The sequence below is a fragment of the Pseudomonas sp. SDO524_S393 genome (genome assembly GCF_054071875.1).
Map to the genome: position 1 here is coordinate 44,874 of NZ_JBSVVZ010000027.1, position 16,759 is coordinate 61,632.

Annotated in this window: 9 protein-coding genes and 1 pseudogene; 6 read left to right on the forward strand and 4 right to left on the reverse strand. The window is 62.2% G+C overall.

The window, feature by feature from the left end:
- Positions 1 to 68: 68 nt before the first annotated feature.
- From ACW9IB_RS14215 to ACW9IB_RS14225, 3 genes are read right to left on the reverse strand one after another with little or no spacing between them, the layout of a single operon-like run.
- Entirely contained in the window at positions 69 to 1,910 is a 1,842-nt protein-coding gene (locus ACW9IB_RS14215) for a hypothetical protein (RefSeq protein WP_457414145.1), read from the reverse strand.
- A 1-nt stretch (position 1,911) separates the two neighbouring features.
- Complete coding sequence (locus ACW9IB_RS14220) at positions 1,912 to 4,029, reverse strand: S8 family serine peptidase (RefSeq protein ID WP_457414146.1); 2,118 nt, start codon at positions 4,027 to 4,029, stop codon at positions 1,912 to 1,914.
- Positions 3,999 to 4,964, reverse strand: coding sequence for a trypsin-like serine peptidase (locus ACW9IB_RS14225; protein WP_457414148.1), 966 nt, complete (start codon positions 4,962 to 4,964; stop codon positions 3,999 to 4,001). The genes ACW9IB_RS14220 and ACW9IB_RS14225 overlap by 31 nt, the downstream gene beginning before the upstream one ends.
- Before the next feature lie 236 nt (positions 4,965 to 5,200).
- Here ACW9IB_RS14225 and ACW9IB_RS14230 point away from each other — a divergent pair, with 236 nt between their 5' ends.
- From ACW9IB_RS14230 to ACW9IB_RS14255, 6 genes and pseudogenes are all read left to right on the forward strand, one after another.
- The gene (locus tag ACW9IB_RS14230) at positions 5,201 to 6,568 is read left to right on the forward strand and encodes a cytochrome C (RefSeq protein ID WP_457414149.1); all 1,368 of its coding nucleotides are present in this window, start codon (positions 5,201 to 5,203) and stop codon (positions 6,566 to 6,568) included.
- Positions 6,565 to 7,077, forward strand: coding sequence for a sorbitol dehydrogenase (locus tag ACW9IB_RS14235; RefSeq protein WP_457366261.1), 513 nt, complete (start codon positions 6,565 to 6,567; stop codon positions 7,075 to 7,077). Before ACW9IB_RS14230 ends, ACW9IB_RS14235 begins: the two co-directional genes overlap by 4 nt.
- Positions 7,074 to 9,296 (forward strand): annotated as a pseudogene (locus tag ACW9IB_RS14240) (GMC family oxidoreductase). The gene ACW9IB_RS14235 and the pseudogene ACW9IB_RS14240 overlap by 4 nt, the downstream one beginning before the upstream one ends.
- Positions 9,297 to 9,710: 414 nt before the next feature.
- Entirely contained in the window at positions 9,711 to 10,955 is a 1,245-nt protein-coding gene (gene mexE / locus ACW9IB_RS14245) for a multidrug efflux RND transporter periplasmic adaptor subunit MexE (protein ID WP_457366263.1), read from the forward strand.
- 15 nt (positions 10,956 to 10,970) lie between these two features.
- On the forward strand, positions 10,971 to 14,150 hold the full coding sequence (locus tag ACW9IB_RS14250; protein ID WP_457366264.1) for an efflux RND transporter permease subunit: 3,180 nt from the start codon (positions 10,971 to 10,973) through the stop codon (positions 14,148 to 14,150).
- Positions 14,147 to 15,562, forward strand: coding sequence for an efflux transporter outer membrane subunit (locus ACW9IB_RS14255; protein ID WP_457414150.1), 1,416 nt, complete (start codon positions 14,147 to 14,149; stop codon positions 15,560 to 15,562). Before ACW9IB_RS14250 ends, ACW9IB_RS14255 begins: the two co-directional genes overlap by 4 nt.
- A gap of 109 nt (positions 15,563 to 15,671) precedes the next feature.
- Here ACW9IB_RS14255 and ACW9IB_RS14260 read toward each other — a convergent pair whose 3' ends face one another.
- Positions 15,672 to 16,688, reverse strand: coding sequence for an AraC family transcriptional regulator (locus ACW9IB_RS14260; protein WP_457414151.1), 1,017 nt, complete (start codon positions 16,686 to 16,688; stop codon positions 15,672 to 15,674).
- Between the last annotated feature and the right edge of the window lie 71 nt (positions 16,689 to 16,759).

The window sequence follows — 16,759 nt, forward strand, 5'->3', positions numbered from 1 at the left end:
AAACCGGATCAGTCCCGCTCAAGAATCCGCCTGGCCACCAGGAATTCGCGCACTCGGTTCAGCAGCGGTCACGGCACGGCACTGCCCTCTGTCGACGCATTCAACGCATCCAGTTCGGCCTGCTTCTTGTGCAGTTGAATCTGCGCATCGATCAACGCACCCTGTGCCTTGAGCAGGCTGGCCTGGTTCTCCAGCGTGGTGATTTCCCGTGGCTGAACCAGCGCTTTGCGCGCGTTGAGCAACGCAACCTGCGCGTCGGCAACAGCCTTGTCGTCCGCCAGTTCGCGCAGTTCTCTGCCGTTCGAATAGAGCTTGATGGCGGTCACGGCGTCGAGGCCCGAATTGACCGTTTCACCGATGGCAACGGCTTCAGCACGAGGTTTCTTGTAGCTCATCGTGATCAGGCTGCCGTCCTCGTTGAACGAGGCCGACAGTTCATTGTTGGTGAACGGGCCGTTGCGCAAGCCCAGCGAGGCCAGGTGCCCCAATTGTGGGATGGGACGTTCGTCCGTGACCAGCACGGCCGGGTCAGTGCTGCTCAAGGCGTGGCATTGCCCGGGGTTCGGGATGCCTTGGGTGTCTGACAGGTAGCGACAGATACGCAAACGTGCCGGCAGCGGGGTTCGGTAGAGGATGCCGCAGCGCTGGTTGCCGTCGGCGGTGCAGGTGGGCGTGGCGCCCAGCGCCAGGGGGGCACGTGCCGATGAAAGCGTGTGGGCGGTGATCAGTACATCGGTGGCTTGCAGACGTTTGATGGTCGAGCTGATTTCATCCAGCGCTATGGGATTTTCCCAGACTGCCTGCACGGCTGCGGCAATTTCGGCGCGCTCGGCCGCACCAGGCTGGCCGGTGCCATCGCTCCAGTGAGCTTGCGCCTTGACGGCCTGATTGCAGTCGAATGTGAGATCAGGCCCGAGAGTATGCACGAGCCAGCGCGACTTTCCGGTACGGTCACTGGACAACGAGCGCAGTTGCACAATGGATTGAGGTGATGTGGTACCACTCACCGCATCTACCAGACTGTTATAGACACCGTTGATTTCCGAGGAGGCTGGCGTAGCAGGTTTCTCCCCTCTGCATACTTTGAACCCCTGGGCGTGCCGGGCAGCCAGGACGGGTCGGTCCGTGGAGGTTTGTCCTGGCACGTAAGTAAACCGGGAGACCACCGTGATGTCATCCAGCGCCTTGGTCAGTGCCTCGCCTGCCGCCGTCTGCGATTCCTTCGCCAGCATCTGTGCACGCTCCAACTGGGCAGCCTGGTTCACCAGGGGGCCTTTGCGGGTTGCCACCGGGTGCTTTTGATTGAACGCCTTCAGCGCTTCATCCGCCTGTTTAAACGCCGCATCGCGGTCCTTGACGGCTTGGCGCAACCCCGGCATGGCCGCTACCTGCGCGCTGGCGCCGACACTGCAAGCCAGGAAATAACTGCGTTTGGTCAGGCCCGCCGAAGTCGCGGAAGGTGTCGGCAAGCCGATGGCTATCTTGCCAATGCTCACCACCGCCTTGAACGCCTCTTTGGCCACATCGGCCGTGCGGTCATCCACTTTGGCGTTGACCGACTTGATGATCCCGTTGGGGTAACGTTCCAGCTCAAAACTGGTGATTTTGGTAAACGCCGACAATGCCTCGACATCAATCACCACCTCCTGCCCGGCAACAGTACGTGGCGTGACGGTGGCACGGGTCTGGAACTCGATCTGTCCGATCGCATCAGGGTGATGCTGATCCGCAAGGATGGGGCACTGGGTCAAGGTACGCTTCACCTCGACGTCGTAGTGAAGCTCCGGCAGATGATAAGTCACACCCTGTGTGATACCCGTGTCGGAGGGCGTGTGTGATTGCAGGTTAGTCGTGCAACTCGCCGTGGTGACGCAGGCTGCAACCGCAAAAGCCGTTCCGAAATGGCGCATGTCACTGTTCCTCCTGGGTGGCTCGCAAGTAATTTTCCGAACGAATGAATTCCTGGAGATCGCCCAGCGCCACCTCAACGGTTTGCCCTGGGGTATAACGCGAAAAGCCGCCAGCGGGGACATTCAACTCGTCGCGGACCTCGACAAACACTTGAAAGTCATCCCCTGGCGACGCCATTGAAGGCGCGAGCTGGTCATGGCGGAAGCACCACAAACCGCCGGAAGCACTGCGTTTGAGTGCAAAGATGTGCTGTCCGTCAGTGGCCACGCCGCAGTCGATTGCGCCCTGCACATGCAGATCGCCTGTGAGCTCGACGTCTCTGGGTGGGGCGTCACTGTTCGCGGCGCCCTTGACCCGCAGGCGCAGATAGTCCCGGTTGAACAGCATCGCCTTTTCGATATTGACCCGCGAACGTGAATAGACCTGCGCGGGCGACTGATCATTCGCCGCCACTGCGCGCGGCTTACCGTTATCCAGTCGAAGCACGCCTTCCAGGAGATCACCGCTGATCAACAGGCGGCGCTTGATGCCCTTGGCGTCCAACCCATGACGCGCCAGCAGCGTCGCGGCAAAACTCACCAGTGCGGCGGCCTGGGAGGTACCACTGAGCAAGTCGACTTGCTCGCCATCGAGCGTAGAAGCAACGTTGCAACCCAATGCCGCTATATCCACGCGCGAGGCGCTGTAGTTGCTGAAGGGGGTCAGGTAGCCGTAGCCATTTTCTGCGCCGACAGAGATCACATTGTCGTTTCTGTCCCCGCCCAGGCTGGCCGGAATGAGTGAAGGGTCATTGCCGTATCGGCTACTGACATCCCTTGAGTCGTTTCCGGCAGCCACCACAAACAGGGTCTTGCGGTTGTCGACGATGACCTTTCTCAGCTTCTCGTCCTGCCCCGAGCCGTAACGGACACTCATGTTGACGATTTTCGGCTGGCTCAGGTCGACCCGGAACATGGCCTCGTCAAGTGCGATTCGAGAGACCCGCTGGGTACCGGCTGACAGCGGAATTACCCGCAAGCGCAGCCAACTCTCCTGGTCACCGGAGACAAACAGCGTAGACACGGGGTCCATCCATTGTCCGCCGATGACCGTGCCGGTCACGTGCGTACCATGCCCCGCAATCGCGCGCGGCGCATTCACCTCAGCCAGGCGGATCAGCGGTTGCAGGCGGACCTCATCAGAGATCGCGACCGGGGTTTCCAGCTCCTCCTCTCCATTGTTATCGCTCAGCTGAAACAACGGTTTGGGGAATTTACTGGCAAAGGTCAACTCGGCACCCGTCAGGTGCGCCGCGCTGAAGCCATTGTCCAGCACCATGACCGTCACGTTGCTCAGCGACTTTTTATAAGCGTGGTGCAGCACCGACAACCGTTGCCTGACCCTGGCCGCATCGAAGGGTGTGGCCTGGCTGCCAACGCAGTCAGGCAATGCCACACCGGCATCGCTGACGGCGGTCACGATCTCATCGGCCAGCTTGGGCTTGACGGTCACCTTCTGTGCAGCGGTGCGCGAATCCCCTTCGAGCTTGACCGACAGTGCGGTGAGGTTACGTTCGAAATCGGCCCGGTCAACGCTGGGCGTGAAGGTGACAGACTCGGTGGCGAAAGGAAGAGGCACCGTCTCTCCGGGCTGCACATCGTCAATGTTGGCACGCTGGAAATACGCCTGCATTTCACGGGCCGACCCTGCCCGGCCAATACGCTCGACGAATTTGCCACTGAGCGTTCGATTGGGCTGCACCACAAATTCGCTGTTCGTGTCTCTGATGTAAAAGCACGCGGGCCAGTTAAGTGTGTATGCCTTGTCGCCCATGGGTTTGCGCATGTCGAATGTATTGGGCAGGCCATTGCGCTGGCGCCATACCGCTTCATATTCAGGCAGGTTTTTCCCGCAGAGCAGTTCGATGACGCCTTGTGCACTCACTTGATGGGCTGCGGGATAAGTCGCGCGATCCAGCAGCCGGGGCTCGGCATGGGTCGCGACGTAGTTCACCAGCGCATCGGGCAGTTGGGCGCGGGTTGCACGAAACGTCGAGGCGTTATCCGGTTCAATGGCCGATGCGTGGAACGCAGGGCTGGCCAGGAGGCTTAATAGCGTGACGATATGGCGCTGGCGCATGCCGACTCTCCCTGTGTGGCTGCGGCGGGCGGTTTAACCATCACATGGGCGCCGGGATTGGCCTTTCTCCAACAGGCCAGGAACGTGGCAAACCGTGCGGTGGACAACGCCGCGAAGTACGACACCACGGTGTTTTCGTCTACATAGGTTCTGGAGGCGACGCCCCGAATGGTGCGGGCACCGCCAGGCTTCATCGCATTGACGCCACTGAACGCAGGCCCTCCGGAGTCACCCGCACACAATGCGCTGCGGGTCTTGCCGTCCGACTCACTGGAGAAGGTGTCTGCCTGCAAACCTTTGACCTTGAAATCGCCCACGGCCAGGGTTTTATCCGGTTCTGTTTCGCTGATAGTGCCGGTAGACGGGTTGAACACCCATGAGACACAACCGTAGCCCGCCACCAGCAACACATCGTTTTCAGCCACTGCCCGCAGATCCAGCGTGTCCCAGACCACGTGCAGGAACGTGTCGGGAACCTTCCCGGCATAGGGCTCGGCAAGGCATAGCGCATAATCTGCGGGGTGGCGAACGCTGGGCATCTGCTTCGTATCCAGATAGGCCGGATCCACCGAGCATCGATACGTGAACGGGCCAATGCGGATGGGTGAGGCAAACCGGTTATTGTCCAGCACCACACAGTGAGCGGCGGTCAACAGTACTCCCTTTCCAACGAAGGTCGCCGTACAGGTCCCCCCCTCACTGATTGCAATGGACCGCCAGTCACCACTCTTTGGAGGGCTACCGTTAAATACTTGAATGTCATTGTCGCTCAGCGCTCGGGGTGCCAGCCTGAAGCTGATCGGGGTGTCTTCCTCGCCGGCGTCGGTGGCGAACGCCAACAGTGACGCGCAAGCACCCGAGAGGACCAGACAGGCGAACCGCCCCCATCGCCTGGGCCAACGCAATCTGCGTCGAAGTGAACCATACCCATCCATGCGAGCGGCCTGTGATTGCGTCTTGACATCACCAATATAGTTGCACCCGTTGCCCTGTCAAACCGCCCCGAAATCCCTGGTTTTCGATGCGGCGATTGCCTTTATTGCAAAACGGTCTAGCCGTCCATTCACCCGCCCATACCACGTTATCTACGCTCACCAACGTGCCAGGAGGCGCGGTGAAGAGTCCACGACGGACCGGCAATCTCCTGGCGCCTGATGCCAAGGAGATAACGATGAGAATGGAACCCCATCGGCCCCGGCCATGGTTCGGCTGCGCGCTGTTCGGCGCCTTGTTGAGCCCGGTGGTTGTCGCGGCCCCCACGCTGTCCACGCAGATACCCTTCGATGTCACGGCGACTCCGCCGTTTTCCCTCACCAGCCTGCAGGAAAACTTCGATGAAATGTCCTGGCAGACGTTCATCGCGCTGAGCTGGCCTGCCTTGCCCGATGGCAACCCCAATACCAAAGTACAGATCGGCCAGCAGGATGCGGCCACGGTGTGGGAAAGCTACCGGGAGAGTTACCAGATATTCCTGCCCCAAGGGCAGAAACCGCAGCCTTACCACGCCCCCGCCGCCGTGCCGAAAGCCTGTGAAGGCAAGGGCTCAGGGCGGTTGCTGCAACAGATGGGCAAGGTGCCGGATGTGCTCGATGAGTTTATCCAGCCTTTCGAAAGCGGCCCGCTGGTGGACCAGAGCGGCGTGTACACACGCAATGAAATCGTGGTGAACCAGTCGATGTTCGACGGCATCGTCAACAACGGGCTGTATAGCATCCAGGGTCAGCAGGCGTTTTTTGCCGCCAGCCCGACCAACGCCGTGGCGTTCAGTTGCGGCAACCCGAGCACCAGCGAGGTCGGCTCGCTGATGGTCAAGGCGTCGTGGAAAGTGCTGGACGGCAACGACAAGCCTGAAAATTTCCACACCGTCGATGCGCTGGTGTACACCCCCGGTAACAGCGACCCGAGCAAGGGGCCGGTGGTGGCCGAGTCCTGTACCGCCGAACCCGTAGGGCTGGTGGGCTTGCACATCGTGCACAAGACCACCAGTGCGCCACAGTGGGTGTGGTCCACCTTCGAGCATGTCGACAACGTGCCGGAAAAAACCACGCCGCCCGCCGAGCGCACCGGGCCGTACCTGTTCTATAACGCCAGCAGCAAGGCCGAAGTCAACCAGCCGCCGCCCCGGCCGTGGAACCCGGCAGTGAAGGCCACGCCGTCGCAGATCGTGCGAGAAATACCGCTGACCGACGCCACCAAAACCCTCAACACCACCTACCAGAACCTGTTGCGTACGGTGAACCCCAACAGCGTGTGGGCCAATTACCAGTTGATCAGCACCCAGTGGCCGACCCTCACCGGCCAGCCACCGTGCCAGATCTCGGCCACTGTCCCCTTGGGCAAGCCTGCGCCGTCGTTCCTCGCCAATGCCACGCTGGAAACCTACATCCAGGGCACCGTGCCCCAGGCGTCGTCCAGTTGCATCGCCTGCCACGGCAACGCCGCCACCCACGTGACCCAATCGCCGCGCACCAGCTTCGCGGACTTCACCTACTTGTTGGAGCGCGCCCAATCCACCGGCGCGACAGGGAGTCAGCCATGAGTACCGACCTGGACAACTTCACCGGCCTGAGTGTGGTGCTCACCGGCATCGATCAAGAGTTGTTGGCACCATCCGTTGACCCCATCGGCCTGCCCACCACCTTCCTTGCATTCATCGGCCCAAGGCTGGGGCAAAACGTGCTGAGTGCCCTGCTCGCCCAATACGCCACGCTCGTGGCGGACAAGGCGACCCCGCAACAGATCGGCACCGCGATCCTGATGCAGAACGGTCAGCCGGCCACCACGCAAACGGCCCTGGCGGCACGCGCGATCATGAAGCTGTGGCTGCTTGGCGTGTGGTACCAGCCGTATACCCAGGATGGGTTTGCCGTGAACCAGCAGACGGTGGTCAGCAGTGAGGCCTACACCGAGAGCTGGGCCTGGAAAATCGCCCAGGCCCACCCGATGGGCTACAGCGAGTTCTTCTTCGGCTACTGGAACGAAGTGCCACCGAGTCTTCAAGACTTCACCGGCGTGCCGGCCAGCCCCCAGACAGGAGCATCGTCATGAGTACCGAACAAGCAGACGTAGTGATCGTCGGCGCCGGCCTGGCGGGCAGCCTGATTGCCTATCAACTGGGCCTGGCGGGGGTCAAGGTGCTGGTGCTGGAGTCCGGCCCGGAAATCCCGCCCAACCGTAACCAGTACCTGGAGCGCTTCTACACCGCCACGCTGAAATCACCCGAATCGCCCTACCCGCCGGTGAGCACCCTGAGCCCGGCGCGCAACCCCGCCGAACAGAACGCGCCCCGTCCGACCATCGCTGACCTGATCAATGGCTGGAACGACCCGGACGTCAGCTACCTGGTGCAAAAAGGCCCAATGGCGTTCACCAGCACCTATGAGCGAGTGGGCGGCGGCACCACCTGGCACTGGGTGGCCACCTGCCTGCGCATGCTGCCCAACGACTTCAAGATGAAGTCGCTGTATGGCGTGGGCGTGGACTGGCCGATCAGCTACAACGACCTGCAAAGTGCCTACTGCCGGGCGGAGGCGGAAATCGGCGTGGCCGCCAATGTCGCCGATCAGGGGTACCTGGGCATCACCTTCCCGACCAACTATCAATTCCCGATGACCAGCATTCCGCTGTCGCTGGTGGACGGCAGCTTCGTCAACGCGGTGCAGGGCCAGTCGTTCGAGGGGCTGCCGCTGGTGGTCAGCCCGACACCCGCCGGCCGCAACTCCCAGCCTTACGCCGGTCGACGCGTGTGCGCGGGCAATACCAACTGCACGCCGATCTGCCCGATCCAGGCCAAGTACGACGCGACGATAACGATGAACAACGCGTTGAACACCGGCAATGTGCGGGTGCTCTACAAAACCGTGGCAAGCAAGGTGACGGTGGCGGCGGACAAAACCGTCAGCGGCATCGAGTTCATCCAGTACCAGTTGGGCGACGGGCCCGCCACCGCCACAGGCGTGGCCACGGGCCAACGGTATGTGATCGCCGCCCATGCCATCGAAACCCCCAAGTTGTTGCTCAACTCCGTCAGCAGCGCCTGGCCCAACGGTGTGGCCAACAGCAGCGGCCAGGTCGGTCGCAGCCTGGCCGACCACCCGATCTACCTGGCCTGGGGCCTGATGCCCGAAGGCAAGACGGTGTTCCCGTACCGTGGGCCGGTGTCCACCTCGGGTATCGAAAGCCTGCGCGATGGCGCCTTTCGCAGCCAACGCGCGGCGTGGCGCATCGAGATCGGCAATGAAGGCTGGAACTGGCCGATCGGCGACCCCTACACCACCGTCGCCGACCTGATCGATGGCACCAACGTCAGCCGCACCAACCCGCTGTCGCCCGGCAAAGAGCCGCCCAAGGAGCCGTCCCAGGCGTTGTTCGGCACCGCGCTGGTGCAGCAGCTCAACAACCTGCTGACGCGCCAGTTCCGCATCGGGTTTCTGGTGGAACAGGTGGAAAAGGACCCCGACAACGCCAACTGCTACATCGTGCCGTCCAGCCAATACAAAGACCGCCTGGGCATCCCGCGCCCGGAAATCCACTATAAATTGTCGGACTACACCAAGGAGGGCTTCAAGCAAGCGCGTCTGCTCGCCACCCATATCATTACCGAACTGCTCGGCGCCACCGAACTGACCCAGAACATCCCGCCCGGCGTGTTCGACTACCAGGGCGAGTCCTACTCATTCCAGGGCGCCGGGCATCTGATGGGCACCTACCGCATGGGCGACAATCCCAAGACCTCGGTGGTGGACAAAGAACAGCGCAGCTGGGACCACAAGAACCTGTTCCTGGTAGGCGACGGCGTGTTCCCCAGCACCGGCACGTCCAACCCGAGCCTGACCATCGCTGCGCTGTCGATCCAGGCTGGCGATACGCTGTGCAACGAGCTCAAAGCCACCACCGTGCAGGTCTAGGCCAACCAGCCATGGCAAGGCACCGGCGTGCAGATCAGCGGGCCGAGCCCTCGGCTGGTACGGTATGTCAGCGGCAAATGGCTGGCCAGCCCGGTGGGTGGGATGGTCGATGGCAATGGCAGCCCGGGGTTGATCGCCAAGGCGGGCTACACCTTGCCGGGGGCCAATGAGGGCGCGCTGATCGGCCGCGTGGGCAGTACCGGCACGCCGTTTCTGGTGGGCGACCTGGGCGAGGTCCCGCCCGGCCAGACCGGTGAGCTGCAACTGTGCATCAACGATGACCTGGAGGGACGCTACGGCATCGGCCTGGGAGACAACCAGGGCGCGCTGAGCGTGTTGGTGGCGTTCGGTACGCGGTAGCCATCGGGCTGCGGGCACGCCCAAAACCCGACACTGCGTTCTCTCTGGAAAAACGCGGCGGCCCTGTTGGGGCCGCTGCGCAGCCCAGCGCGGACAAGCCCGCTCACCACAAAAAAAGCCTGCTAAGCACAGGAATGGTGCCGCCTTTTCCTGACTGAACGCCATTCCTCCGCAGCCTTTCTTTCTATATGGGCAAGGAGCGAGCACCACACGGCCCGAACGTTCCTTGCAGTATTCACAACACTCTTTTTCATCACAGCCATTGATAGGTACCTAAGGAAGCGCCCATGCTAGAGGGCTTGCCTCTGGCTTATATCATTCCGAATGATAGTTACCTTCGCTTCATTCGATTCGTGACATAGCACATCGCCGCGCATGATCCGCCCATCTCAAATACATTGGCGGATGCACCTCATGGAACAGTCACTCAAACATTTGCGCTTCCCCTTGGCGATTCTGGCCGTGGTGGTGATGAGCGCATGCGGCAAGACCCCGAACCAAGCGGCCGCCATGCCCCCGGCGAAAGTCAGTGTGGCCAAGGTGCTGGAGCAACCCGTCAACGAGTGGGACGAGTTCACCGGGCGCCTCGAAGCGCCGGAAACCGTGCAGATTCGTCCGCGCGTGTCCGGGCAGATCGACCAGGTCGCCTTCACTGAAGGTGCGCTGGTGAAGAAAGGCGACCTGCTGTTCCAGATCGACCCGCGTCCGTTCCAGGCCGAAGTACGCCGCCTTGAAGCCCAGCTTGCACAAACGAAAGCCGCCGCGACCCGCAGCGAAAACGAAGCCCAGCGTGGCGAACGCCTGCGTCAGAGCAACGCGATTTCCGCCGAGCTGGCCGACTCGCGTACCACTGCCGCCCAGGAAGCCCGTGCCACCGTCGCCGGGATCCAGGCGCAACTGGACCTGGCCAAGCTGAACCTGAGCTTCACCCGCGTAACCTCGCCGATCAGCGGCCGTGTCAGCCGTGCCGACATAACCGCCGGCAACCTGGTGACCGCCGACGTCACCGAGCTGACCAGCGTGGTTTCCACTGACAAGGTCTATGCCTATTTCGATGCCGACGAACGCGTGTACCTCAAGTACACCGAGCTGGCACGCCAGGGCCGTCGCGGTGCCACCACCCCGGTGTACCTGGGCCTGTCCAACGAAGACGGCAACCCGCACCTGGGCCAGATGAACTTCGTCGACAACCAGGTCAACCCCGCCACCGGCACCATCCGCGGCCGCGCCGTGTTCGACAACAGCAAGGGCGAATACACCCCTGGCCTGTACGCGCGTCTCAAGCTGGTGGGCAGCGGCACCTACTCGGCGGTGTTGATCACCGACGAAGCCGTGGGCACCGACCTGGGCAAGAAATTCGTGCTGGTGATGGACGCCGACAACAAGCCGGCCTATCGCTCGGTTGAACTGGGGCCAAAACTGGAAGGCCTGCGCATCGTGCGCAACGGCCTGAACAAGGACGACACCATTGTCGTCAAGGGCCTGCAGCGCGTTCGCCCGGGTTCGCCGGTCACACCGGAAACCATCCCGATGGCCAGCAAGGAAACCCTCGCGGCCCTGGCACAACAACGACAAGCGCTTGAAGCCAGCAACCTGGAGCAAGTGGCCCCGGAGAAATCCGCGCCCAAGCTGGCCAGCGTCGCGACTCCACGCGGTTAAGGGATACGACTAGAAATGAATTTTTCCCAGTTCTTCATTAAACGGCCGATCTTCGCAGCGGTGCTCTCGCTGTTGATCCTGATCGCCGGTGCGATTTCGCTGTTCCAGCTACCGATCAGCGAATACCCGGAAGTCGTGCCGCCCACCGTAGTGGTGCGTGCCAACTTCCCGGGCGCCAACCCCAAGGTCATCGGCGAAACCGTGGCCGCACCTCTGGAACAAGCCATCACCGGCGTCGAGAACGTGCTGTACATGTCCTCGCAATCGACCGCTGACGGCAAGCTGACCCTGACCATCACCTTCGCCCTGGGCACCGACCTGGACAACGCGCAGGTACAGGTGCAGAACCGTGTGACCCGGACCCAGCCGAAGCTGCCCGAAGAAGTGACGCGCATCGGTATTACCGTCGACAAGGCCTCTCCGGACCTGACGATGGTGGTGCACTTGACCTCGCCGGACAAACGCTACGACATGCTCTACCTGTCCAACTACGCCTTGCTCAACATCAAGGACGAGCTGGCTCGCCTGGGCGGCGTGGGTGACGTGCAACTGTTCGGTATGGGCGACTATTCCCTGCGCGTCTGGCTGGATCCGAACAAGACCGCTTCGCGCAACCTGACCGCCAGTGACGTGGTCGCGGCGATCCGTGAGCAGAACCGTCAGGTGGCGGCCGGTGCCCTGGGCGCCCCGCCTGCACCCAACGCCACCAGCTTCCAATTGTCGGTCAACACCCAGGGCCGCCTGGTGACCGAGGAGGAGTTCGAAAACATCATCATCCGCTCCGGTGCCAACGGCGAAATCACTCGCCTGCGCGATATCGCCCGGGTGGAGTTGGGTTCCAACCAGTACGCCTTGCGTTCCCAGTTGAACAACCAGCCGGCGGTGGCCCTGCCGATCTTCCAGCGTCCGGGTTCGAACGCCATCGAGATCTCCAATGAAGTGCGCGCCAAGATGGCCGAACTCAAGCAGAGCTTCCCCGAGGGCATGGACTACAGCATCGTCTACGACCCGACCATCTTCGTGCGCGGCTCGATCGAGGCGGTGGTGCATACCCTGTTCGAAGCGCTGATCCTGGTAGTGCTGGTGGTGATCCTGTTCCTGCAGACCTGGCGCGCCTCGATCATTCCGCTGGTGGCCGTGCCGGTCTCGCTGATCGGTACCTTTGCGGTCATGCACCTGTTCGGCTTCTCGCTTAACGCACTGTCGCTGTTCGGTCTGGTACTGGCCATCGGTATCGTGGTGGACGACGCCATCGTGGTGGTGGAGAACGTCGAACGGAACATCGAGCTGGGACTGGACCCCTTCCCGGCCACCGAAAAAGCCATGAGCGAAGTGACCGGCCCGATCATCGCCACCGCGTTGGTGCTGTGTGCGGTGTTCGTACCGGCGGCGTTCATCAGTGGCTTGACCGGCCAGTTCTACAAACAGTTCGCCCTGACCATTGCGATTTCCACGGTGATCTCGGCCTTCAACTCCCTGACCCTGTCGCCGGCACTGGCTGCCGTGCTGCTTAAAGGTCACCATGCGCCGAAGGACGGGTTCTCGAAGTTCCTCGACAAACTGCTGGGCGGCTGGCTGTTCAAACCGTTCAACCGTTTCTTCGACAAAGCCAGCCATGGCTACGTGGGCACCGTGCGCCGCGTGATTCGTGGCAGCGGTATCGCGCTGTTCCTGTACGCCGGCCTGATGGTCCTGACCTGGCTGGGCTTTGCCCACACACCAACCGGTTTCGTACCCGCCCAGGACAAGCAATACCTGGTGGCCTTTGCCCAACTGCCGGACGCTGCGAGCCTGGACCGTACCGACGAGGTGATCCAGCGCATGTCGGAAATCGCCCTCAAGCAACCGGGCGTGGCCAACTCCGTGGCGTTCCCGGGCCTGTCGATCAACGGGTTCACCAACAGCCCGAACAGCGGCATCGTGTTCACCCCGCTCAAGCCGTTTGACGAGCGTACGGACCCAAGCGAATCGGCCGGCGCCATTGCGGCCGCGCTGAACGCCAAGTTCGCCGATATCCAGGACGCGTACATCGCCATCTTCCCACCGCCGCCGGTACAGGGCCTGGGCACCATCGGCGGGTTCCGCCTGCAAGTCGAAGACCGTGGCAACCTGGGCTATGACGAGCTGTACAAAGAAGTGCAGAACATCATCACCAAGAGCCGTGGCGTGCCGGAACTGTTCGGTCTGTTCACCAGCTATACGGTCAACGTGCCCCAGGTCGATGCCGCCATCGACCGTGAAAAGGCCAAGACCCATGGCGTGGCGATCAGCGACATCTTCGACACCCTGCAGATCTACCTGGGTTCGCTGTACGCCAACGACTTCAACCGCTTTGGCCGCACTTACCAGGTCAACGTGCAGGCTGAGCAACAGTTCCGCCTGGATGAAGACCAGATCGGCCAGCTGAAAGTACGCAACAACAAAGGCGAGATGATCCCGCTGGCGACCTTCATCAAGGTCAGCGACACCTCCGGGCCGGACCGCGTGATGCACTACAACGGCTTCATCACCGCAGAGATCAACGGCAACGCCGCACCGGGCTACAGCTCCGGCCAGGCTCAGGCGGCGATCGAGAAACTGCTGAAAGACGAGCTGCCCAACGGCATGACCTACGAGTGGACTGACCTGACCTATCAGCAAATCCTCTCGGGCAACACCGCGCTGTTCGTGTTCCCACTCTGCGTACTGCTGGCGTTCCTGGTACTGGCCGCCCAATACGAAAGCTGGAGCCTGCCACTGGCGGTGATCCTGATCGTACCGATGACCCTGCTGTCGGCCATCACCGGCGTGATCATCTCCGGCGGCGACAACAACATCTTCACCCAGATCGGCTTGATCGTACTGGTGGGCCTGGCGTGCAAGAACGCGATTCTGATCGTCGAGTTCGCCAAGGACAAACAGGCCGAAGGCCTCGACCCGCTGGCTGCGGTTCTGGAAGCCTGCCGCTTGCGTCTGCGGCCGATCCTGATGACCTCGTTCGCGTTCATCATGGGTGTGGTGCCCCTGGTGTTCTCCAGCGGTGCCGGTGCCGAGATGCGTCATGCCATGGGTGTGGCGGTGTTCTCCGGAATGATCGGCGTGACCTTCTTCGGTCTGCTGCTGACGCCAGTGTTCTATGTATTTATCCGCCGCCGTGTGGAGCGCAGCGAAGCGCGCAAAGCGGCCAAGGCCTTGAAGCTGGAGCCACAGCAATGAGCGTGAAATTATTCGTCCCAAGCCTGCTGGTACTGGCGCTCGCCGCCTGTGCCGTAGGCCCGGACTACAAAGCCCAGACTCCGGAGGCGGCCAACATCACGGCTGCCGCCGATGCCAGACAGTACGACCATGCCAAGTTCGAAGGCATCTGGTGGCAGCAGTTCGACGACCCGACCCTCAACCAGTTGGTGACTCAATCGCTCCAGGGTAACCGTGACCTGCGGGTAGCGTTTGCCCGCCTGCGGGCCGCCCGGGCGATTCGCGATGACGCCAGCAATGACGCCATGCCGACCATCACCAGCCGCGCCAGCAGTGACCTGGCCAAGGGGCAGATTCCTGGCCAGACCACCCGACGCGTCAACAGCGAGCGTTACGACCTGGGCCTCGACATGGCCTGGGAAGTGGACCTGTTCGGTCGCATCCAGCGCAACCTGGAGGCCACCGACGCCGACCAGCAAGCCGCCGAGGCCGACCTGTACCAACTGCAAGTCACCATGATTGCGGAACTGGTGGACGCCTACGGCCAATTGCGCGGTGCGCAACTGCGGGAAAAAATCGCCCTGGACAACCTGAAGAATCAGCAGGAATCCCAGGCCATTACCGTCAGCCTGCGCGACGCCGGTGTAGGTGACCAACTGGACGTGGAACGCGCCGACGCACGCCTGGCGGCAGTCGAGGCCAGCGTGCCGCAACTGCAGGCCGAACAAGTGCGCGAGCGTAACCGCATCGCCACCCTCCTCGGCCAGCGCCCCGACAAACTCAGCGTGGACCTGAGCCCGAAAGACCTGCCGGCGATTGCCAAGGCATTGCCGATCGGTGACCCGGGGCAACTGCTGCAACGTCGCCCGGACATCCTCAGCGCCGAACGCAAACTGGCGGCCGCCACCGCGCGCATCGGCGTGGCCAAGGCCGACCTGTTCCCACGCGTCAGCCTCAGCGGCTTCCTCGGCTTCACCGCCGGCCGCGGCTCGCAGATCGGTTCGTCCGCCGCGAACGCCTGGGCCCTGGGCCCGAACATCACCTGGGCCGCATTCGACCTGGGCAGCGTCCGCGCCCGTTTGCGCGGTGCGAACGCCGAAGCCGACGGCGCCCTGGCGACTTATGAGCAGCAAGTACTGCTGGCCCTGGAAGAGTCCGAGAACGCCTTCAGCGACTACGGCAAGCGCCAGCAACGCCTGGTTTCGCTGATCCGCCAAAGCGAATCCAGCCGCGCCGCCGCCAACCTGGCCGCCATCCGCTACCGCGAAGGCACCGTGGACTTCCTCGTGCTGCTCGACGCTCAACGTGAACGCCTGGCCGCCGAAGACTCCCAGGCCCAGGCCGAAGTCGACCTGTATCGCGGCATCGTCGCGATCTACAAAGCGTTGGGTGGTGGCTGGCAGCCAGACACCGTGGTAGCCAGCGCCAAGTAATGTAAAGAGCTCCTTTGGTTGGTCGCATCCAGCCAATTTTTAGCCCCATGGTCCATTCGGTCATGGGGCTTTTTTTGGTTTGAGCGGCCTTAAATATTGGAGGTGAAAATCAACCGACATCTCCAAGAATCAAACTCCGATAATGCCCCGGATTCGACCCGCTCCACTTACGAAATGCCTTATAAAACGAACTGGTGTCGGCAAACCCCAGCCGCGTGGCGATGTCGGCGAAGCTGATCTGCGGTTCGGCCAGCCAGACGATGGCCAGTTCTTTGCGCACGCCGTCCTTGAGGCCTTGGTAGGTCTGCCCTTCTTCCGCCAGGCGCCGGCGCAGGGTTGAGGCGGAGATGCACAGGCTGGCCGCCAGGCCTTCGGTTTCCGGCCAGGTGTCCGGGGGCATCTGGCGCAGGTCGTGTTTGATACGTGCGGCGAAGCTGTCGGGGTCGCGGTATTTGACCAGGATGTTGGCGGGCGCATGGGCGAGGAAACGCTTGAGTTCTTCGGCACTGCGCTTGATCGGCAGGTCGAGGCAGTCGGCGGAGAAGATCATGCGGGTACGGGGTCGGTCGAACCGCAGGTTGTCGGAAAACATCACCTGGTAGTCATCACAGAAGTCCGGCTGCGGGCCGCGCAACTCGATGGCCAGGATGGGGATGCGGCGCCCCGCCAACCAACACGCCACGCCGTGCACGATCATCCAGTAGGCGAAATAGGTGAAGGCGCGCTTCGGCTCGGGCTCGGGCTCCAGCAGCACGATTTCCGCCAGGCTTTGTTGGCGTACCAGTTGTGCCGGCATGCGTTCGAGCATGAGCGATAGAAACCCCAGTCCGGTTTCCAGGCTGGCGGCCAGGGTCGGTTGTGCCATGGATGCATGGCATAGAAACGCCAGGCTGCCGGATTTGAGCTTGCGCGGGTCCATGCCGAAGAACTCGTCGTCGAGCCGCCGCGCCAACAGGCGCCACAAGCGCGCGTAAGCCGTGGCGGGGACGCGTGCATCAGGCTGGTCGAGCAGCGCCGGGTCGATACCGACTTTATTCAAGGCTTCGGCGGTGGCCGCGCCGGGTTCGCAACTCTGCAACAAGGCTTCGCGCACGAGGTGGATGGAGATGGTGTCTTTTTCCGACATGGGTGCGGTCCGTGCCCTGTGTGGCGTGAAAATGCGCTCATCTTAGGCAGTCGCGGCATAAAAGAGTAGGC